This window comes from Streptococcus parasanguinis (assembly GCF_964238605.1).
Taxonomy (GTDB): domain Bacteria; phylum Bacillota; class Bacilli; order Lactobacillales; family Streptococcaceae; genus Streptococcus; species Streptococcus parasanguinis_AJ.
On the sequence record NZ_CAXSMM010000004.1, the window covers coordinates 1 to 19,745 of the forward strand.

Sequence of the window (19,745 nt, forward strand, 5' to 3'; positions counted from 1 at the left end):
ATTGGTGCAAATGTTACTTTTCCGTTTTTGTTTGTAACAGTTTGAAGCTTGTTAGCACCCTCGTACAATTCAAAGCTGAATTCACCGTCTTTTAGATCACGACCTGTCAACTCTTTTGTCAACTCAATTGTTGCAGTTGTTGCGTTTGGTGTGAAGGCATTGGTAAATATTTTGCTTTCTGGATAGACGACTTCTGCCTGCAAGGCATCTCCATCACGAGTGACTTTAACAGTCACTTGTTTTTCAGATGCATCGTAAGCAATCGTAGCATTATCCCCTTTGACCTCTTTCACAGTATAAGTATGTTCACCTTCTGCTGTGTAAGAAATAGCATCAAAGGTTACTTTGCCAGATTTGTTGGTAACAGTTTGAAGTTTGTTTGTACCTTCGTACAATTCAAAACTAAACTCACCGTCTACCAAGTCACGGCCTGTCAACTCTTTTGTCAACTCAATTGTTGCATTTGCCGCCTTTGGTGTGAAGGCATTGGTAAATATTTTGCTTTCTGGATAGACGACTTCTGCCTTCAAAGCTCCTCCATCACGAGTGACTTTAACAGTCACTTGTTTTTCAGAAGCATCGTAAGCAATAGTGGCATTGTCGCCCTTCACTTCCTTCACAGTGTATGTGTGTTCACCTTCTTCAGTGTACTCAATCGGTGCAAATGTAATTTTCCCGTTTTGGTTAGTAGTTGTTTGAAGTTTGTTTGAACCTTCGTACAATTCAAAGCTAAACTCGCCGTCTACCAAGTCACGACCTGTAAGAACTTTATCCAGCTCAATAACAGCTTGGGTTTTGGCCGGCTTCTCTTTCTTGTTTACAATGGTTTTGCTAACAGGTTTCGTTGGTGTCGTAAATTCACTAGCTTCAACAATTGTATCTTCTGCCAAGTCATACCCTTTCGGAGCTTGAATTTCTTTGATGATGTATTTATCTCTCAAGAGTTCTTTAAGGCTAAATTCACCTTTAGCATCTGATTCAAACTCACCTAATACTTGGCCAGTTGCTTGACGGATAACTTGGAATTTCGCACCTTTCAGCGGTTCATTACTTTCGTCAACTTTATGAACTTGAATGCCGAAGGCATAACCAACACCTTCACCACCCGCGATTTGGATATTTACTTTACTATTTGAATCGTATGGTTTTTTATTATCACCTACGATAGTCGCCTTATTTTTGATCACCTCACGGTCAACCGCATCATAGTTAACAACTGCTTCATATTCAACTGCAAAGTGATCGTTAGCAGAAATGTTCCCTAGATTAATCGTAAATGTAGTATCTGTTGCATTTACAGTGTATTGAGAGGTGACATCTGTTTTGTTTTTAAGTTGCCATGTTCCAGTGCTGTAATCCCAAGTACCTTTGTAGATCTTAAAGCTACCAGCCTTGTAGGTTACACCTGGTGATTCCATAGAATCTGAAAGAACTGCATTGCTGATTGCCTCGTTGGTCCTATTTACAGAAATACGAAAACCTAGGCTCTTGTGATCTCCATTATCCCAACCAGATTTGATAATAGTATACCGTTTACCTTCTCCGACAGTCCCACTTTTTACTGTACCATCGAATTTCACTTTGTTATTAACAGAGACCTTAACTGGCGCATTACCATCATTTGGAAACTTATCTTTATTAACACCAGCATAGAAGAAGAACGAACCTGAAATATCATTTTTCTCTTCAACAAACTTTGTGAATGTCAAGACAATTTTACCAGTAGTTGCATCAACCTTTGCGTTAGCGATCAATTTACCAGTAATGGAGTCATTAATTTCAAAATCCTGCGATTTGATGTCAATTGGAGAAGCAATAACTACTTCCGTCGTATCTCCTGCTTTAACGTTTTTTCCTTCCAAAGCAAACTTTGCATTAAGACGGAAAGTATCGTATCTTCCAAGCGGAGCTGTTAAATCCCCGCCATCATTGTTTTGAACTTTTACATTTGTGATGACATCCACTTTTTTTGACGTTTCTGCATTTACAATTTTAGAAAAAAGCGTAAAGCATACCATCAATAATGAAAGCATCATCAATAGATATATTGCCAATTTTTTCATTTTATCTCCCCTTATATTCATAATAATAGGCAAAAAATATTATATCACAAATTAGTAGTAATACAAGTAAAAGGTGGCATTTTTTTATTTAGCATCTTGTCAAAATGAAATGTCCTCACAAAACAATTGATGATCATACAAGTTTTTTTACCTATATTATGTTAAAATAGAGAGGAAAATAGAATCGTCCTTCAAGGCACACATTCGGCCGTTTCGAAGGTGCAAGCGCTAGATTTCCTAGCCTTGTTGAAAAAATAGACATAGAAATGGAAGATACAATGGAAAAACAAACCGTTGCAGTATTGGGTCCTGGTTCATGGGGAACAGCCCTTTCACAAGTCCTCAATGATAACGGCCATGAAGTCCGTCTCTGGGGAAATATCCAAGAACAAATCGATGAAATCAATACCGCTCATACCAATCAACGCTATTTCAAAGACATCGTTATTAGCGAAGAGATTACTGCTACGACCGATCTGAAAGCAGCTTTGGACGGCGTGGATGCTATCCTTTTTGTCGTTCCTACAAAGGTGACCCGCTTGGTCGCTAAACAAGTCGCTGAAACACTGGATCACCCTGTCACAGTCATGCACGCTTCTAAAGGGCTCGAACCTGGTACACACGATCGGATTTCTCAAATCCTTGAAGAAGAAATCCCTGCTTCTCTTCGCAGTGAAGTAGTGGTCGTTTCTGGACCGAGTCATGCAGAGGAGACCATCGTACGGGACATCACCCTCATTACAGCAGCTTCAAAAGATTTAGAAGCTGCACGCTATGTTCAAGAACTCTTTAGCAATCACTACTTCCGTCTCTATACCAATACAGATGTTATCGGAGTGGAAACTGCTGGAGCCTTGAAGAATATCATCGCAGTCGGAGCTGGAGCCCTGCACGGTCTTGGTTATGGGGACAATGCCAAAGCAGCCATCATCACGCGCGGTCTCGCTGAAATCACGCGCCTTGGCGTTAAGCTCGGAGCTAGCCCATTGACCTATAGCGGTTTGTCTGGGGTTGGTGATCTGATCGTTACCGGAACTTCTGTCCATTCCCGCAACTGGCGAGCTGGGGATGCTCTCGGACGTGGCGAAAAATTGGAAGATATCGAAGCCAACATGGGTATGATCATTGAAGGGATCTCTACGACCAAAGTCGCCCACGAGCTGGCCCAAGAATTGGATGTCTACATGCCGATTACACAAGCCATTTACCAAGTCATCTATGAAGGAAAAGATATCCGCGAAGCCATCCACCACATGATGAGCAATGAATTTAAAGAAGAAAATGAGTGGAAATAAGTCAACCACCCTAACATCAATCCTACCTTTTAGAAAGGAAACTATATGACTAAAGTTAGAAAAGCAGTCATTCCTGCGGCTGGTTTGGGGACACGCTTCCTCCCAGCTACCAAAGCTTTGGCAAAGGAAATGTTGCCAATCGTTGACAAACCTACGATCCAATTTATCGTAGAAGAGGCTCTGAAATCTGGGATTGAGGAAATCCTTGTCGTAACAGGGAAGGCCAAACGTTCGATCGAAGACCATTTCGATTCTAACTTCGAATTGGAATACAATCTCGAGCAAAAAGGCAAGACTGACTTACTCAAGTTGGTCAATGATACAACAGCGATCAATCTTCATTTCATCCGCCAAAGTCACCCTCGAGGTTTAGGGGACGCTGTTCTTCAAGCCAAAGCCTTTGTTGGAAACGAGCCTTTTGTCGTTATGTTGGGAGATGATCTCATGGACATCACTAATGATGATGCCTTGCCATTGACCAAACAATTGATGAACGACTACGATGAAACCCATGCGTCAACCATCGCTGTGATGGAAGTCCCTCACGAAGAGGTTTCTTCTTACGGTGTGATCGCACCTCAAGGAGAAGGTATTAACGGTCTTTATAGCGTTGAAACTTTTGTCGAAAAACCAAACCCAGAGGATGCTCCAAGTGATCTCGCCATTATCGGACGCTACCTCTTGACTCCTGAAATCTTTGATATTCTTGCAAATCAAGAACCAGGTGCTGGCAATGAAATTCAATTGACGGATGCGATCGACACCCTCAATAAGACCCAACGAGTCTTTGCCCGTGAATTTAAAGGCCAACGCTACGATGTAGGTGATAAATTCGGCTTCATGAAAACTTCGATCGACTATGCCTTGAAACACCCTCAAGTCAAAGATGATCTTAAACAATATATTATTGACCTTGGAAAAAAATTAGAAGCAACTGAACAAACTGCAGACTAATCATTTTCAAATCTACAGAATACAAAAGAGACTGGCCATATCATGTAAGAGCTTTGCTGCCCTACAATGGTCAGTCTTTTTTTATAAAAAAGAGGCTGGATAAAAATCCGGCCTCTTTCGTTTCATTGGACTTGGTCCAATTTACTTTTTATTCTTATTGTTTAAGGATGAACATTGTAAGAATAATTTGTATTTGGGAAAGTTTCAATTTCGCCTGGATTAAAGTTAGAACCGAAGCGATTATTGTTGTTTACACTGTTTCCTACTACAGGAGCTTCAACCGGAGATTGAACTTTTTCTTCTGGCTTCACAGGCGTTTCTACTTTCGAAGATACAGCAGGTTGTTTATCCTTGTTAGCAGCATAGCCAAAGCGATTATTTGGATTTCCTTCTGCATTTGCTGGAATGTCTTTATTAGAAGGTGTTGCTACATAATCTGGAGCTGGAATTTTAATTTTGTTCACATCTTCATTGATTTGTGGTTTTTCTGGAACTTTTGGTGTATCTGGTTTCTTAGGTTCTTCAGGATCTTTATAATTATCTGGTTGAGAAGCACGATATGGATCAGATTTACGTCCAGCTGCCTCTAATTGTTTTTCCATTAATTTTTCATAATCTTTGAAGTGTTGGAAAAGACGATCAGACAATTCCAGTGCATCTTTTGTCACCTTATCTTCGGCAGCTTTTGCAGCTTCCGGTTGATCTTTCAACGCATAATATTCAATATCTTTCTTTTCTTGATCAACAATAAATTGTTTTTCAAGAGCTTTCCAGTGATCTTGGACTGATTTTCCAAAGACATCTTGGTTATTGATCGCCATATTGTCAATGTGCCATACTGTCCAATACCATGAATTTGGATCATAAGTTGCTGTTTGAGGTTTGAAAGCTTCGTAAGTATCTTTTAGATTACCATAGAATGGAACATAAGGAGTGTTCCGAGATGGTCCCATACCAAGCCATAACGTACCACCAAATGATTTTGGAAGTTTTGGATTGATTTGGTAGACATGGGCATCAATAACGTTTTCGTTTCCTAAAGCATACTTGTATTGGTCTTTACGAACAGCATCATTGCTACCATTATCCCCTTGTTTCTTGACACCAATTTGATCGTCTGGAACAAAACGACCATTCAAATGTTCAAAACGGTTGCGTTGGAGAGCAAAGGCATCTTCCAAAGTAAATTTCTTGTTTGGATCTGTTGGTGAGCGGAAGAGTTCGTATTCATCATCTTCATAAGTCACTTTTGATTTTGGATCCAAAAGAGTGATTCCTGCGTAAGTACGTGAACGGTCTCCTTCAGCATATTTTTCTGGTCCATAAGATTTAGCGATATGGAAGTTACCATCTTTGTCTGTCTTGTAGTTACCAGATTCTTTGGCTACTTTTTCGACATCTTTCGAAGCGATCACATTTTCCTTGTCATTCAAATCCACATGACCAAGGTAGTAGGTATTTGCAAAGACTGCATATTTGTCTTCTGGGACTTTTACTGCTACATATTGGTGACCAGAAAGAATTTCCATGTACCAAGTTTCTTTCTGGTCCGCAATAACAACTGTATTCCCCTCAGCTGAACCTTTTTCTTCAATGACTTTCGCAAGTAATTCGATTCCTTCGCGAGCAGATTTTGCACGAGGTAAAATTACATCAAGCATGGCAGCTTCTGGAATTCCCTTTTCTGTCAATGGGTCAGTCTTCAAGACTTTTTTGTTTGGAATGGCTGTAACAGTTGAGGTCATAGAAACGCCGGCTTCGTTAAATCCATGTTCACCAAAAGCACCGTTACTACCATCTCCACGAGCAGAGTCATAAGTCGCTGTGTATTTCATTTCACTAGCAGCATGTGGATAGGTAAAACCATTAGATTCGTCTTCCAGTTGATCCCCTTCCTTATAGTTCTTCGCATCAACAACTACAAAGTTTTTGTTGTGCTTTCCACCATTTGGATAGTAAGGGTAGTCTTCTGTCCGACCAAAGAGAGTGGTCCCATCCTTGGTCAATTGGCGACCAATGATAAAACCGCAACAGGCTTGAACAGCTTGAATTGGTAGGAGTAAAAGTGTCATCGCTACCAATGAGAGTTTTAACAACCATTTTTTCATGGCAAATCTCCTTTGTTTTTGCACTACTTTTGACAAAATAGCACTATTTTTGGTTTTTATATCTCCAGTTTACACCTTTCTCAACCCTTTTGCAAGCGCTTTCTATTTTGCATTTTTATACTTTTTTACCCATGATTACCTTCTCTATGGACCTAGCAATAGAAGGCTCATTTAGCCTCTACAAATATATTATAATAAATATATACAATCCTTTGCATTTCAAACAATTTTCTGTTAGTTTACGATTTTGCTACATTTTTTAGGAAAAAAAGAGAGTGGGACAGAAATCGGTAATTCGTTAGAATTCGATTTCGTCGTCCCACCTCCGCACAGTTGAGTAGGGCTGTAAAAGCTGATGAAATCAGCGTAGTAGAGCCCACTCAACCACTGCGTCTTGCTCGACAATCCAAAAACAATTAAGAGGCTAGGACTTTTGTCCTAGCCTCTTCTTAAAATAGATTCAAGATTTTACCTAAGAAATAAAGCAAAAGCAAGAGATAAGAGAGGGCTGCACTCATCTGATAGGTTCGGTTCATAAAACGAGCTTCCCCTCTTACTGGAAAGACATAAGCCAACATGACCCCAGCTACTAAGCCACCGATGTGCCCCGCCATACTGATTCCTGGCATGAAGCTAAAGATCAAATTGACCACAATCAAGCTGGTATAGGACTGACTCAAGTGGCGAATATAGGGACTTTGGACAATAAAGCGCAGCGCACCAATGGTCCCAAACAGTCCAAAGAGGGCTGTAGAAGCTCCTGCTGCAATCACATCTGGCGTAAAAATAGCAACAAAGACATTACCCATCATGCCTGATAAGAGATAAAGAGCTAAGAAAGCCTTCGATCCAAAGAGATCTTCTGCCAAACGTCCTAAGTAATAGAGGGTGATCATATTGAGCACAAAATGTTCTAGGCCGATATGAACAAATGTAGCTGTCACTATTCGCCATAACTGGCTAGGATCGACTTTCACAACCTCTCCAATAATACCACCGCTATAGTAAATAGCAGCACCTGTTTGGTAGTCGCCTCCAAATCGGATAAACATGGAAAGAAAGACTGCCGTTGTGACGAGCAACAAGAGGCTGGTCACAGGATAACGACGATCAAAGAGTAACTTCATAGACTAGCACCTCCTGAACTGCCTGATCAAACGTATCTGGCTGGAAATCCTTCTGCTGGATGGAATAAATCGTACTAACCGTTTTTCCAGTAAAATCTGCTAAATAACGATCATAATAGCCACCACCATAGCCAATTCGGTAGCCTTTTGACTGGAAGACCACGCCTGGTACATGGATCAGATCAATCTCTGACTGTTCCACAAGCTTTCCTTTTTCATTGGGCTCCAGCAAACCAAAGCGTGTCTTTTCCAAAATATTAGGATCGTATTCCACAAATTCCATTCGCCCTTGTGGATAGGTACGGGGAACACAGACGCGTTTTCCAAGTTGAAGAGCTGCTTGGATCAAGCTAGCTGTGGAAACTTCATGGTCAAAAGACAGATAGGTCGCAAGGGTCTTTGCCTCCTGAAAAGCTGGCAGCTCCAAGAGGCGCTGAGTCAGCTCTTCATCTGCTTGAGTTTTCACGGATTCTGGCAACTGTTTCATGGCTGCAATGGTTTCTTTTCGTAGTGTTTTCTTCATTCCCTACTCCTTTTGTCTAGCTTTAATTGTATCATTTTTTAGGAAAGATCCGAACAGTTTTTATACAACAAAATAAAAATCCAACTCCAGACGGAGTTGAATCATTCCTTTATTGGTTAGCTTTCATTTTCAAAAATTTACCAATGTCTTCCACAGCAAAGGGAAGGGCTGCTTCATTTGGGCTCATCTTTGGATGGTGCAAGGCATAAGGGGTATCAATTCCCAGCCAGAACATGACACCAGGGACCTTGCTCAAGAGAAAGCCGAAGTCTTCTCCTGTCATCGCAGGCAGAATATCAATCAGGTTCACGTCTTCCTCAGCTGTGAAAAAGTCCATGAGTTCTTTGGCCAATTCTGGTTGGTTTTCCACAGGCAGGTAGCCCCCTTGCTTAAGTTCCAGGTCCAATTTCACATCAAAGGCTGCTGCAACTCCTTCTGCAATGGTTTTGACCCGTTTTTGAGTCAAAAGGTTCATCTCCATGGTCAAGGTCCGAATGGTCCCATGAAGGAAGGCGGTCTCAGCAATCACATTATTGGTGGTTCCTGCATGCATGGAACCAAAGGTCACCACAGCACCTTCAATTGGATCGACATTTCGACTCACGACCGATTGGACTTGGGTAATGAAGTAAGAGGCTGCTACAAGAGCGTCATTGGCCTCATGTGGAAAGGCAGCATGTCCTCCCTTTCCTGTAAAGGTGATCTTGACTTCACAGGTCCCTGCAAAAAGGGTACCCGTATTGGTCGCAATGTCTCCCACCTTCAAATCAGGGCGTACATGCAGACCATAAAATTCATCAGGGAGCCAGTCGCCAAAAGCATTGTCCTTATACATGAGCATCCCACCAGCCTCATTTTCTTCAGCTGGTTGGAAGAGAAAGAGCAGGTTATTTTTTGGTTGCACTTGGACCAGTTGATCCAAAAGCCCTAGGGCTGTTGTCATGTGCATATCATGACCACAAGCATGCATCCGTCCTTCATGCTTAGAGGCAAAATCAAGGCCCGTTTGTTCCACAATCGGTAAACCATCGATATCTGTCCGCCAACCGATGGTTTTTTCAGGTGCAGACCCATGGAGATACACCAGGATCCCGGTCCGCCAGGTCCGTTGCTCTACAAAGTCTTTGCCTTCTGTGATCTCTGCGATTCGGTCCAAGAGATAAGCTTGTGTTTCAAATTCTTCTAAGCCAATTTCAGGGATTTGGTGCAAATCCCGTCTGATTTTGATTAAATCCAATGTCATCGTTGTCTTCTTTCTATTAGAATAGAGGCCTTACGGCCTCTATACTTCATATCTTATAAATTACGCAAAGCGTCTTCCAAGGCTGTTTTTTGTTGTGTTTTTTCGTCAATTTCCTTGATGATGCGAGCTGGGACACCAGCTACAACCACATTTTCAGGGACATCTTGAGTAACGATCGCTCCAGCGGCAACGACTGAACCGTTTCCAACTTGAACTCCTTCAATCACAACAGCGTTGGCACCGACCAAGACATTGTCACCGATCCGAACAGGCTCAGCAGAAGCTGGCTCAATGACTCCTGCAAGAACGGCACCTGCACCGATGTGGCTGTTTTTACCAACAGTAGCACGGCCACCAAGGATAGCCCCCATATCAATCATGGTTCCTGCACCGATTTCAGCACCGATATTGATGACAGCACCCATCATGACAACCGCATTGTCTTCGATCGTTACTTGGTCACGGATAATAGCGCCTGGTTCAATACGCGCATTTAGGTAGCGTTTATCCAGTAATGGGACAGCTGAGTTACGGCCATCTTGTTCTACCACATAATCCTTGTTTTCAGTCAAGTTAGCAAGAAGGGGCTCGATATCTTTCCAGTCACCGAACAAAACATTGCCAAGCTTGGTAACAGAAGTAGGAACAGCTGTTGCCAATTCCCCTTCAAAGGTTACTTTCACATTGGTTTTCTTTTCTGCATTCCCAATAAAAGCGATAATTTCTTGAGCAGACATTTTTTGTGCAGTCATGAGATTCTCCATTCATTTCAATTAAAGGTATCCATATTATACCACAATCCTAGTGAGATGGACACCTAAGGCGACGTGGAAGTTGATGTCGCTGAATCTTCTAGACCCTTGATTTCACTAATAGTCCGATTACTTCCAAAGTGAATAATGACGGAGCGCGAATCAGAAAGCTTATAGTAAAAGGTTAAGAAGGACTCTGAACCCAGCATACTCGACCAAGAAACACTGCTAGGAATTCCTACTGTATTCACAAGATCTGAATAGCTCGTTCCTATTTTCATATTGGCAAAATCTTCTCTGCTTAAGCTACCATTTTTATTGGCTAATCGCTCACTGTTTAAGTTTTTAAAATCAAGAGAAGATAAACGATCAACACCAATTTTTGAAAGTAAAACTGTTACGGAAGAAGGAGAGCCTTCAGTCTGATATTCCAATTGGGTCATAAAAGGACTGACACCACCTTCTTGGTAGGTTTCTTCTCCACTGCTAGCCTTCCCCAGTACAGCTACCACATCCTGTGGAGACAGAGAAGTTGAAGAGGTACGTCCTTGATCTCCCTCACTTAAACCAGGAATCAGGGAAATGGCCTTCTCATAGGTCACTTGAAACTGAAATTCCCTCTCCGGAGCAATCAAGCTACTCGTACCACCTCTCAAGGTTTCCTTTCTAGTTCCATAAGACAAGCTAGTGCTTCCATATTCACTAGTAGTAGAAGAACTATGAATACCTCCTGAAGCCAGATAGGCAAATAATCCCAGCATGGCCAATAATCCAAAAAAGGCTGCCAGCGAAGACCCTCCACTATTAGAGGAAGGAGAGTAGGTTTTCGCCCTATCCGATTGGGAGTCTAGTACAGGTTGTCTTGGTTCTGAATGCCTGCTTCCGCCTATTGAAGCCAGATCGGCTTCTGAAATCAAGCGACTCCCACCCTGGTGCTCTACTTTTTTCTCAGCTGAAGGAGACTGACCTATTGTATCTTGTGCTGGTGTTTCTGACCTTGCTTCTTTTGTTAGTGGTGTAGCAAGAACGACCTGAGCTGATTCTTCTTCAGGTGTAGCAAATGACGCTTCCTTTGAATCGTACGAATCCTCCTTCACACCAATCGCTGGTTCGTCTTTTCGTTCCTCTTCTTGTTTCACCTCTTCCTGAAAAGCAGGGACTTCTACCACTTCTGGCTCTTTTGCGAGCGTATCTTCTAGCTTCTCAGGACTTCCTTTTTCTAAGGGTGTTTCTTTCGGCTGGCCTTTCGAAAACCGACTCTGGTGCTCATTTCGTAGATGCGACCAGTCTTTATTTCCCATTGTCCTCTCCTTTTATTTAAAATGCTTCGGCTGATTTTTTTACTGTGCTGTAGATGTAGAGGAAGCTGGTGTGGTCGCTACCTCTTTCGATTTGATATCCTTGATGGTTTGCTGGCTATCAAAATGGATTTGAACCGTTTGAGAATCCGATAATTGATAAGTAAAGGAAGGTGCTTCCCCGTAACCTAAAAGTCCAGACACATCTATTTCATCTGGAATCCCTACCGTATTGAGTAGGTCTAAATAAGGCATTCCGACCTTGATAGCGGCAAAATCGTCCTTCGTCAAGCTCCCGTTCTTATTCGCAAATCGGTCACTTTTTAAGTGTTTCAAACTTAAAAAAGAGATCCTGTAAAAGGCACCTGTTTTTTCAAGAAGAACCTTCCCATCTGCATCCTTTGATTGGTAATCTAAGGTCAGCAAAAAGGGACTGGAACTGCTATCACTATACTTTGCTTCCCCACTCCTTGCTTTACCTAATGCTGCAACGACATCTTGTGGGTCTACCGTCCCAAAAGAGGTCTTTTTTTCTTCCACTGCAAAATCAGGAATAAGAGACATTGCCTTTTCATAGGTTGGCTGAAATTGAAATTCATTAGCTGAGGCGATATAAGAACTATTTTCACTGGTCAGATATTCCGTTCTGATACTATCACGTGATAAACCATTGATCCCCTCACTCGAAAAAGATGAAGAAGAGCTTTTATTAACTTCGTTTTGAAGCACAAACACAAAAGCCATTAACAAGGCGAACCACCCAAAAAATCGCAAAAGCGAACCAATCCTCTCTTTTGAGGAAGAAGGGGAAGACGCCATCGTATCTGAATGGCTTCTAGTATCCTGATGATTGTCCATCCCTATTGAAGCAAGGTCAGCCTCTGAAATCAAGCGGCTCCCACCCTGGTGAGATGAATCTGCCTTGATATCTGTCCGATGATTGTCCAATGATGTCTCCTTTCTTATACCAACACTAATTTCTTGGCTTTTTTCTTGAATTCCATCACCACTTCTGGCTGCCCTGGTAGCTGGTAAGTCGCGCGATAGCCCATTCCGCCATCTGGCATTTCCCCCCAGACCAAGCGTTGAGGATTTCCTAGTTGCTGAATAAGCTGGGCGAATTCTGTACCTTTTTTCTCTTTTTCAGTAGTGATTTCTTTCTCACTGCTTGTCTTCTCTTTTGCGTCCAACAAATTCGTCGCATCCACCATCATCAAGCGATACCCCTGGTCTTTTTCCTGTTCAAACCACAAGGTCACACTTTTCTTACCCTGATCGGTTTGCTTAGCTGCATAAGTCAAGACAAGAACGGTTTTATCTCCTTGAGCTGTCTTTGTATACTTAACTTTTTGGGCTTTTCCCCATTCCGTCACAATTGTTTCCAAGCGGGTTCCTGGTTGCTGACTCTGCTTGAGACGAACTTTCAAATTCGCCACAGCTTCGATGGTCCATTTAAACTGCTTGATTTCTTGTTCCTTGCTGACCAAATTCTTGTAATCCTTTGGCTGGAAACGAGTCAGTGTTTGGTCCTTCTTGGTATCGGTTTCCTGCTCCTGCACCTGGATGCTTGCAATCGCAAGTAAGAGTCCTAAAACAAAACACAAAAACGGCAGCAAGAGTTCTTTTCGATTCTTTTTCATCCACTCGATCATCTGCTTCACCCCTTCTTCGTCAAACGAAACTGACCAGTCTGGTCGCGTTCAAAAGTCAAAGAGACCAGTCCATCTGTCACCTGATAAGACAGGGCTAAGACTTGCTTGTCCTTTGCAGAGGTCAAACTAAGAGAATTGGGAAGACCTGATTTTTTCAAGACATCTTCTACTGCTGTCCCCTTTTCCTTTTTTCCATCTAGCGTCTGATAGCTTGTAAAATCTGCCAGTTTTAAGTTCTTTTTGCTCTGATAGTGAGACGATTTGGGCGCAAATCCTTGAATCGAGTTCAAATAAAAGGTATCATCCCGCCTTTGAAATTCTATGGTATAAGGATAAATCCCCTGCACAGGAGTCCCATAGCCTAGCTGGACTTGCGCTCCAAAACTCGTATCTTCTTGTGTAAAACTCGTTGCTTTTCCAAATTTTTTGACAAATGCAGACAAAGTCGCCCAATTTTTTTGCGTCTTTCCCTCTTCTCTTGCAAGGTCCAATGACAACAAGTCTTCTAAAGCCGGCTCTTTGGAAGAAGACGCGACAAATCGCTGGCTATCTTCTTGCATGCGAGACAAACTCAACAAGCGATCTTTGGGCAAGATTTTCACTGGATGAATCATAAACACCAAGCAAACACCAACCATAAAAGCCAGCAAAGCACTTGCAGCTTTTTGGAGGATCCGCTTATGACGTTCTATCCACTGTTTCATTTCTTCCATCCTTCATGCTCTTTCTATTCAAACTCTTTCTATTGTATAGAAAATTAGCGTATTTGTCTCGTCTTATCCCAAAAAAGAGGCGCTTGCCTCTTTCTTTTATTCATTGATTTAGTAGCTGTCTTTACTGCTCAAGAGGAAATCTCCATTTTCTTGGCGAATAAAGGTCAAATCTACATAGTCCCCGTTTTTCTTTTGGAAGTCCATGACCAATTCTATCTCGTCTGAATCATCAGATGAACTCACCGTCAGATTGACTGCATCACCGTATTTTTCTAAAAGCTCTTTGTAAGAGGTTCCTCCAGCACCAGTCTCACTATTTCCAACTTTGAATCCATCTGCAAAGTTATCCTCAACCGTAAGATTTTTCCCAAATTGATTAAATTCAAATTTGACAAGCTGTAATTCTTTTCCTCTCTTAGAGTAGGTCGCTTTTACCTCTTTATTATAAGAGTTATCATCCCAGAATAATTTCAATTCTCCACTATCAAATTGGACGGAACTAGCCTTTCCATAAGCGTCGACCATTTCCTCAGGAGTCTCCCCAGAATCCTTTCTAGTCAAAAACTGAAGTTGTTCGATATCAGATTGTTCCCAGCTAAAATCAGCTTCCGCATCTTCTGCGGTCAATTGCTCCAAATCGATATTGGAAGAAGAACCAGATTGGTTGCCTGACCAGGCAGAAGCATGTTTTTTTGAGGAAGTGGTGCTCGGGCTAGCATGACCAATCAAATAGCCACTGACTCCACCGATGAGGAGACCAACTAAAATCCCAAGGGCAAAACGAATCGCCTTCTTGTCAGCAGTATCCATCGGTCTTCCAACAGGAGAAAGAGGAGCTTGTGGAATAGGTGTCTCAGGAACAGGCACTGTTTGCGGACCAATTGGTTCAGCTGCCATGTTTTGAGGAGCTTGAGGCGCAGGCTGGAATGGAGGAGTCGGTTGGGGAGCAGCAACTACATCTGGATTTTCTCCAACAGTTGCTTCATCCACCTTTGGAAGCTCCACTGCTTCTGAAATAGCTGGCTTGTCTGCCTCTTCTTTCATTGCTTCCGTCTCCGTCACTGAAAGGCCACTAGCTTCTGGAACGACCAAGTCTTCGGCTTCTTCTTTTGGGACAAAGGCTGGCGTAGCCACATCAAATTGAGGCGCACCCTCTACGGGAGTATGTTTCATAAATTGTTCTTGATCTTTCTCGGACATTTCGAATTCTCCTTTTTATTCTTCTCTTCTACTATAACATAAAACCAAGCAAGGACCAACTCCTGTCTGGATGGACTAAAAGAGATCGGAGAGATATCCGACCTTTTAGATGCTTATCTTAAAATTTCTTGCGAAGGGAGACAATAGCAAGCCCTGCAAGTGAGAGCAAGCCCAATGTTGCCAAAACGACACCTGTTTCTTGACCTGTTTTTGGCAATAAACGGCCAACTACAGATTTGCTTGAGTCGCTTGAATTTGAGGAAGAACTAGAAGAAGAGCTTGAGCTCGATGAAGAAGTCGAACTTGAGGAGCTTGAAGATGAGCTCGATGAGCTACTTGAGCTAGAAGACGAACTACTTGAGCTACTTGAACTTGAAGATGAGCTACTTGAGCTTGAGGAAGGTCTTGTTGTACTTGGTGAAGTGGATCCTCCTGTCTCAGAACCGTTATAGCCTGCAATAAAATTACGATAAATTGGATTTGAACTTTCAAGTGAATCCACCATCAAGCGTCCTGATCCATCGTAAGCAAGGGACACTGTTACCTCCCCTTCTCCATTATCCAACTGTTTAAAACGACCATCATCCTTTGTGGTTTGACGAATGTAGAGTTTAACAGTCCCAGAATTCAGTCCAGATAGATCCACATCTTCAAATTCGATCGTCCCATCTGCTGTATTTTGCCCTTTAGCAACGGTCTCTTCTTCGCCACCTTCAGATTTGTAAATCAATGCAAATTGGTAGGCTCCTGCATCATGCGCACTTTCTTTCTTGCCTTCACGCGCTCCCACTACATCGACACGACCTGTTTTCAATTTCAAAGAAAGCTGATTCGATTCGAAACCTTCATATGTTGGTTTTTGAACAAGGTCTAGCTGACCATTTCTGTACTCATAAACCGCAGCTTTTGTATTCGCAGATACTGGGTGAGCAATAGCCATTCCACCAAGCATAGATGAAAGCAACAAGAATTTAGCCAAGTTCTTTTTCATAATTTTCATTCCTTTTTCAATTATTTTTCATTCGTCTTTCATTTTATAATATGAAACAACAAATGACAACTTTTATATTCAAATAACTTTCTATATTAAAGGATTTGAGTATAAAATCCGTGCCTGTAGCTATTGTCTAGCTAGAAACCCTGTATCATCAGTATTTTAGAAATGAGTTTAGCAAATGATCAAGAATAATAACTAGTTAGTGTTTATATAATTGAATCTTAAGGGAAAAATTATGAAATTATTTTACAAGTAAAAAAACGACCTCTTGAGAGATCGTTTTATCCAGATGTTGCTACATTTTCAAGTCGGTATTCCCCTTGCTGATTCTTTTTAAATGATAAGGTTATTTTTCTTTGATCTGTTGTAAAGTATAGAATATATATATAACTATTTTCCCCTTCATACAGGTTGTTACTGTAACTATTCTTAGGAATTCCAAACTGACTTATAGCCTCCATTAACCCAATCCCTTCCTGGCCACTTTTAGGTAAATAAGAACGATATTCTTCTAAAGTTTTATTCGCCATGCCCGCTTGAGCTTTAGTCACTTCAAGATAGACACGCTCAACACGACTTTTTCCTTCAAACTCATTAATAACAATTTTGAAAAAACCCTGTTGGTCAGAAAGCTTATAATAAAAGGTTACTCGTTCTTTCCCCGAGGAATTATAATCAAGTAAACCTGCAAACGCCTTTCCATATTTCTCAATTACTTCTGAAGATGTTATCGTTGGCTTCTTTGTAGCATCCATTAACTCAAAAACTTCATCAACTGAAAAAGCTCTTACTTGAGATGGATCAACCCACTCAGAATTTTCTTTTTTTAATATATATCCAATTTTTTTATTCTCACTTTTGCTTGCTTGAGTATTTGAAGGGCTGGTAGAAGATTTCTTATTTTGATATCTTTCCGAAGATCTTATGATCTTATTTACGGGTTTATGAACGACTGTTTTTTTATAATACCAGACTCCTATCAGAAAAAATACGAATACAACGATCACTGAAAAGAGTACTCGGATTATGTTACGTGAAATCCGAAATCCTATTTGTTTCTTTTGATCTTCAAAAATCGCTCCTTGAGGTCCTTCATCCGAAAATGCACTCGGAAAAGAGCACAGATTCCCATGATTCTTAGACCATTCACGTTGTACTTTTCTTCCTCTTGACATGTCGTACTCCTTAACTTTATTATCTTACCCTACTATAGCATAAATCACCTGAAGGCGCCAATTCATCACTAAATGGGGAAATAGACACAAAAAAACGATCTCTTGCGAGATCGTTTTGTCTGTTGATTAAAGACGAGCGTTGAGTTCTGCTCCAAGTTCTTCAAATCCTGGTTTACCAAGAAGGGCAAACATATTTTTCTTGTAGGCTTCAACACCTGGTTGGTCAAATGGGTTGATCGCATTCAAGTAACCTGAAAGGGCGATAGCCAATTCGAAGAAGTAGATGGCATAACCAAGAGTGAAGGCATCTTGCTCAGGAAGAGTCACGTACATGTTTGGCACGTCACCGTCAGTGTGGGCAAGAAGAACACCGTCAGTTGCTTTTTTGTTTACGAAGTCAACGTCTTTTCCTTGAAGGTAACCAAGTCCATCAAGGTCTTCTTCCAATGTAGGGATGATCACGTTCTTACGTGGTTTGTCCACACGGACAACTGTTTCAAACATGATACGAGTTCCTTCTTGGATAAACTGACCCAATGAGTGCAAGTCTGTTGAGAAGTTAGCTGAAGTTGGGTAAATACCTTTTTGGTCTTTTCCTTCTGACTCACCAGCCAATTGTTTCCACCATTCTGAGAAGTATTGAAGAGATGGCTCGTAGTTTACCAAGATTTCAGTAGCATAACCTTTACGGTAAAGGATGTTACGAACTGCTGCGTATTGGTAAGCTTCGTTTTCTGAAAGTTTGTCTGAAGTGTAGTCTTTACGGGCAGCGTTCGCACCTTCCATAAGGGCTTTGATATCTGCACCTGATGCAGCGATTGGAAGCAATCCAACTGCTGTCAAGACTGAGAAACGTCCACCGATATCATCTGGAACTACAAATGTTTCCCAACCGTTAGCATCTGCTTCAACTTTAACAGCACCTTTTTGGCGGTCAGTAGTTGCGTAGATCCGTTTGTTAGCTTCTTCTTGACCGTATTTCTTCACCAAGAGTTCTTTGAAGACACGGAAAGCGATGGCTGGTTCAGTTGTTGTACCTGATTTAGAAATCACGTTTACTGAGAAGTCTTTGTCTGCTACGTACTCTACCAAGTCAGCAAGGTAAGTAGATGAGATTGAGTTTCCAGCATAAAGGATTTGTGGAGCTTTGCGTTCTTCTTTTGTTTGCAAGTTTGCAAAGTGATGGTTCAAGAAGTCAATAGCTGCTTTCGCACCAAGGTATGATCCACCGATACCGATAACGACCAAAACATCGCTGTCTGATTTGATTTGTTCAGCAGCTTTCAAGATGCGGTCAAATTCTTCGCGGTCGTAGTTTTCAGGAAGGTCCAACCAACCCAAGAAGTCGCTACCAGCACCTGTTCCTTTACGGATCAATTCATCAGCTGCAGTCACTTGTGGTTGCATGTATTCCACTTCATGTGGGGCAACAAATTTACCCAAAACTTTTGAGTAGTCAAATTTAATATGAGACATGTTATTCCTCCAAATTTTGTTCTTCTCTATGATATCGCTTTACACGGATTTAATCAAGGAAAACCATCCTGTGAAACGTTTTCATTTGCTAATTTTTTTATTTTCACAAATCAAGCAACGACGCAATAGCAATCGTTTGCATATTTGCACTATTTTTGGCTAGAAAATCAAAAAAAGAAGCTTCTCACGAAACTCTATTTTTTCTCTTTTATTCTTTGAATAAGAAAGTCATTTCTAAATGACTATGGTGAGTGATAGCCCTCACGTCGCTTCGATCCTCAGGATCAATATCTCTAAGCTCGGTTGCACCTTACAGGCTTACCTCACTAAGAGCATTAATTGGTTTACAGCTTTTTCCCTAGCGGGAAAAACTGCATCCATTGCTCTAGGATTCATCTACGCCTTGCAGGCTCGATTCATCAAGAGCAATAGAAAAGAGCACACAGTTCACTTCGCTTAGGGCTGCTGGATTCCTCCCCTGACCCGCTTCACGCAGAACTGTTGCTCCGATAGGTATTATATCATAATTTGTTCGATTTGCAAAGGTCCGGTTTTTATTCTTGTGTTTCGGCCTTGGCTGCGAGCTTGGCTTGTTTTTTTCGTTCTCGGCCTTGGCGGAAGAAGGTCTGCATAATGGCTGCACATTCTGCTTCCAAAATTCCTGTTTCTACTTCGACTCGGTGATTGAGGCGTTCATCTGTCAAAATGTCATAGAGGCTTCCTGCTCCACCGAACTTCTGATTGGTCGCTCCGTAGACTACCTGAGGAATCCGGGCTAGTCCAATGGCACCACTACACATGACACAGGGCTCAATCGTGACAAAAAGCGTCGTATCCAGCAGGCGCCAGCTATTTTCACGCTGATTGGCCTCCTCGATCGCCATGATTTCCGCATGCATGACCGCCCGCTGCAGCTCCTCACGCGCATTATGTCCACGCCCGATAATCTGACCATCCTTGACCAAGACACAGCCAATCGGTATTTCATCATTGGCGAGGGCAATCTCCGCCTCCTTCAGGGCTTCCCTCATAAACATCGCTTTTTCCTCTATCGTGTAGTCCATCTCTTCCTTCTTCCTTTTAGTTTCTTTGTTCATTATACCATAGGCAGCTTACGACTCACAAAAAAAGCCGCCGATTGGGCGACTCTTATGGGAGATTATTATGAA

General features: G+C 41.8%; 17 protein-coding genes and 1 other RNA gene. 2 read left to right on the forward strand and 16 right to left on the reverse strand.

The genetic code is table 11. The features are described from left to right. Window positions 1–2,063, reverse strand: a 2,063-nt coding sequence (locus ACESR9_RS04275; RefSeq protein ID WP_373105743.1) for a Spy0128 family protein, incomplete at its 3' end; no start/stop codon positions are given. A gap of 278 nt (window positions 2,064–2,341) precedes the next feature. Between ACESR9_RS04275 and ACESR9_RS04280 the strand changes: the two genes are divergently transcribed. Together ACESR9_RS04280 and galU are read left to right on the forward strand one after the other, a co-directional pair. Further along, window positions 2,342–3,358 (forward strand): NAD(P)H-dependent glycerol-3-phosphate dehydrogenase, encoded by a 1,017-nt coding sequence (locus ACESR9_RS04280; RefSeq protein WP_049516434.1) that lies wholly within the window; start codon window positions 2,342–2,344, stop codon window positions 3,356–3,358. 45 nt (window positions 3,359–3,403) lie between these two features. Further along, window positions 3,404–4,312, forward strand: coding sequence for a UTP--glucose-1-phosphate uridylyltransferase GalU (gene galU, locus ACESR9_RS04285; RefSeq protein WP_049491186.1), 909 nt, complete (start codon window positions 3,404–3,406; stop codon window positions 4,310–4,312). A 161-nt stretch (window positions 4,313–4,473) separates the two neighbouring features. On the opposite strand, the gene ACESR9_RS04290 is transcribed toward galU, so the two are convergent. The 15 genes from ACESR9_RS04290 to tadA form a co-directional block, all read right to left on the reverse strand. After that, window positions 4,474–6,420, reverse strand: a complete 1,947-nt coding sequence (locus ACESR9_RS04290; RefSeq protein WP_049486371.1) for a C69 family dipeptidase — start codon at window positions 6,418–6,420, stop codon at window positions 4,474–4,476. 449 nt (window positions 6,421–6,869) lie between these two features. Further along, complete coding sequence (locus tag ACESR9_RS04295; protein WP_049486372.1) at window positions 6,870–7,547, reverse strand: rhomboid family intramembrane serine protease; 678 nt, start codon at window positions 7,545–7,547, stop codon at window positions 6,870–6,872. Then, window positions 7,531–8,070 carry a 5-formyltetrahydrofolate cyclo-ligase gene (locus ACESR9_RS04300; protein ID WP_049486373.1) on the reverse strand — a complete coding sequence of 180 codons (540 nt, stop codon included), beginning with the start codon at window positions 8,068–8,070 and terminating at the stop codon, window positions 7,531–7,533. Before ACESR9_RS04300 ends, ACESR9_RS04295 begins: the two co-directional genes overlap by 17 nt. A gap of 109 nt (window positions 8,071–8,179) precedes the next feature. After that, window positions 8,180–9,313, reverse strand: coding sequence for an N-acetyldiaminopimelate deacetylase (locus ACESR9_RS04305; protein ID WP_373105746.1), 1,134 nt, complete (start codon window positions 9,311–9,313; stop codon window positions 8,180–8,182). Window positions 9,314–9,366: 53 nt separating this feature from the next. Beyond that, window positions 9,367–10,065, reverse strand: coding sequence for a 2,3,4,5-tetrahydropyridine-2,6-dicarboxylate N-acetyltransferase (gene dapD / locus ACESR9_RS04310; RefSeq protein ID WP_049497728.1), 699 nt, complete (start codon window positions 10,063–10,065; stop codon window positions 9,367–9,369). Window positions 10,066–10,130: 65 nt separating this feature from the next. Then, the gene (locus ACESR9_RS04315) at window positions 10,131–11,366 is read right to left on the reverse strand and encodes a hypothetical protein (RefSeq protein WP_070594601.1); all 1,236 of its coding nucleotides are present in this window, start codon (window positions 11,364–11,366) and stop codon (window positions 10,131–10,133) included. Window positions 11,367–11,405: 39 nt separating this feature from the next. Continuing rightward, the gene (locus ACESR9_RS04320; protein WP_195311519.1) at window positions 11,406–12,311 is read right to left on the reverse strand and encodes a hypothetical protein; all 906 of its coding nucleotides are present in this window, start codon (window positions 12,309–12,311) and stop codon (window positions 11,406–11,408) included. A gap of 14 nt (window positions 12,312–12,325) precedes the next feature. Further along, complete coding sequence (locus ACESR9_RS04325; protein ID WP_373105748.1) at window positions 12,326–13,015, reverse strand: hypothetical protein; 690 nt, start codon at window positions 13,013–13,015, stop codon at window positions 12,326–12,328. 5 nt (window positions 13,016–13,020) lie between these two features. Beyond that, window positions 13,021–13,719 (reverse strand): hypothetical protein, encoded by a 699-nt coding sequence (locus tag ACESR9_RS04330; RefSeq protein ID WP_373105750.1) that lies wholly within the window; start codon window positions 13,717–13,719, stop codon window positions 13,021–13,023. 117 nt (window positions 13,720–13,836) lie between these two features. Continuing rightward, a complete protein-coding gene (locus ACESR9_RS04335; RefSeq protein ID WP_373105752.1) occupies window positions 13,837–14,928 on the reverse strand; it encodes a hypothetical protein in 1,092 nt (363 codons plus the stop codon). Window positions 14,929–15,046: 118 nt separating this feature from the next. Next, the gene (locus ACESR9_RS04340; protein ID WP_373105753.1) at window positions 15,047–15,919 is read right to left on the reverse strand and encodes an LPXTG cell wall anchor domain-containing protein; all 873 of its coding nucleotides are present in this window, start codon (window positions 15,917–15,919) and stop codon (window positions 15,047–15,049) included. 287 nt (window positions 15,920–16,206) lie between these two features. Next, complete coding sequence (locus ACESR9_RS04345; protein WP_373105754.1) at window positions 16,207–17,100, reverse strand: hypothetical protein; 894 nt, start codon at window positions 17,098–17,100, stop codon at window positions 16,207–16,209. A 126-nt stretch (window positions 17,101–17,226) separates the two neighbouring features. Beyond that, on the reverse strand, window positions 17,227–18,576 hold the full coding sequence (locus tag ACESR9_RS04350; protein WP_049491423.1) for a glucose-6-phosphate isomerase: 1,350 nt from the start codon (window positions 18,574–18,576) through the stop codon (window positions 17,227–17,229). Between the two features lie 420 nt (window positions 18,577–18,996). Continuing rightward, window positions 18,997–19,092: signal recognition particle sRNA small type (ffs, locus tag ACESR9_RS04355), an RNA gene on the reverse strand. Between the two features lie 38 nt (window positions 19,093–19,130). After that, a complete protein-coding gene (gene tadA, locus ACESR9_RS04360; protein ID WP_303468958.1) occupies window positions 19,131–19,640 on the reverse strand; it encodes a tRNA adenosine(34) deaminase TadA in 510 nt (169 codons plus the stop codon). Window positions 19,641–19,745: the final 105 nt, after the last annotated feature.

Bases quoted from the DNA above. Each gene is read 5' to 3' on its own strand.
- ACESR9_RS04345 (WP_373105754.1), bottom strand. From the start codon at position 17,100: ATGTCAAGAGGAAGAAAAGTACAACGTGAATGGTCTAAGAATCATGGG.
- ACESR9_RS04340 (WP_373105753.1), bottom strand. From the start codon at position 15,919: ATGAAAAAGAACTTGGCTAAATTCTTGTTGCTTTCATCTATGCTTGGT.
- ACESR9_RS04350 (WP_049491423.1), bottom strand. From the start codon at position 18,576: ATGTCTCATATTAAATTTGACTACTCAAAAGTTTTGGGTAAATTTGTT.
- ACESR9_RS04305 (WP_373105746.1), bottom strand. From the start codon at position 9,313: ATGACATTGGATTTAATCAAAATCAGACGGGATTTGCACCAAATCCCT.
- ACESR9_RS04325 (WP_373105748.1), bottom strand. From the start codon at position 13,015: ATGATCGAGTGGATGAAAAAGAATCGAAAAGAACTCTTGCTGCCGTTT.
- ACESR9_RS04300 (WP_049486373.1), bottom strand. From the start codon at position 8,070: ATGAAGAAAACACTACGAAAAGAAACCATTGCAGCCATGAAACAGTTG.
- galU (WP_049491186.1), top strand. From the start codon at position 3,404: ATGACTAAAGTTAGAAAAGCAGTCATTCCTGCGGCTGGTTTGGGGACA.
- dapD (WP_049497728.1), bottom strand. From the start codon at position 10,065: ATGACTGCACAAAAAATGTCTGCTCAAGAAATTATCGCTTTTATTGGG.
- ACESR9_RS04335 (WP_373105752.1), bottom strand. From the start codon at position 14,928: ATGTCCGAGAAAGATCAAGAACAATTTATGAAACATACTCCCGTAGAG.
- ACESR9_RS04290 (WP_049486371.1), bottom strand. From the start codon at position 6,420: ATGAAAAAATGGTTGTTAAAACTCTCATTGGTAGCGATGACACTTTTA.
- ACESR9_RS04315 (WP_070594601.1), bottom strand. From the start codon at position 11,366: ATGGGAAATAAAGACTGGTCGCATCTACGAAATGAGCACCAGAGTCGG.
- ACESR9_RS04330 (WP_373105750.1), bottom strand. From the start codon at position 13,719: ATGAAACAGTGGATAGAACGTCATAAGCGGATCCTCCAAAAAGCTGCA.
- ACESR9_RS04280 (WP_049516434.1), top strand. From the start codon at position 2,342: ATGGAAAAACAAACCGTTGCAGTATTGGGTCCTGGTTCATGGGGAACA.
- ACESR9_RS04295 (WP_049486372.1), bottom strand. From the start codon at position 7,547: ATGAAGTTACTCTTTGATCGTCGTTATCCTGTGACCAGCCTCTTGTTG.
- tadA (WP_303468958.1), bottom strand. From the start codon at position 19,640: ATGGACTACACGATAGAGGAAAAAGCGATGTTTATGAGGGAAGCCCTG.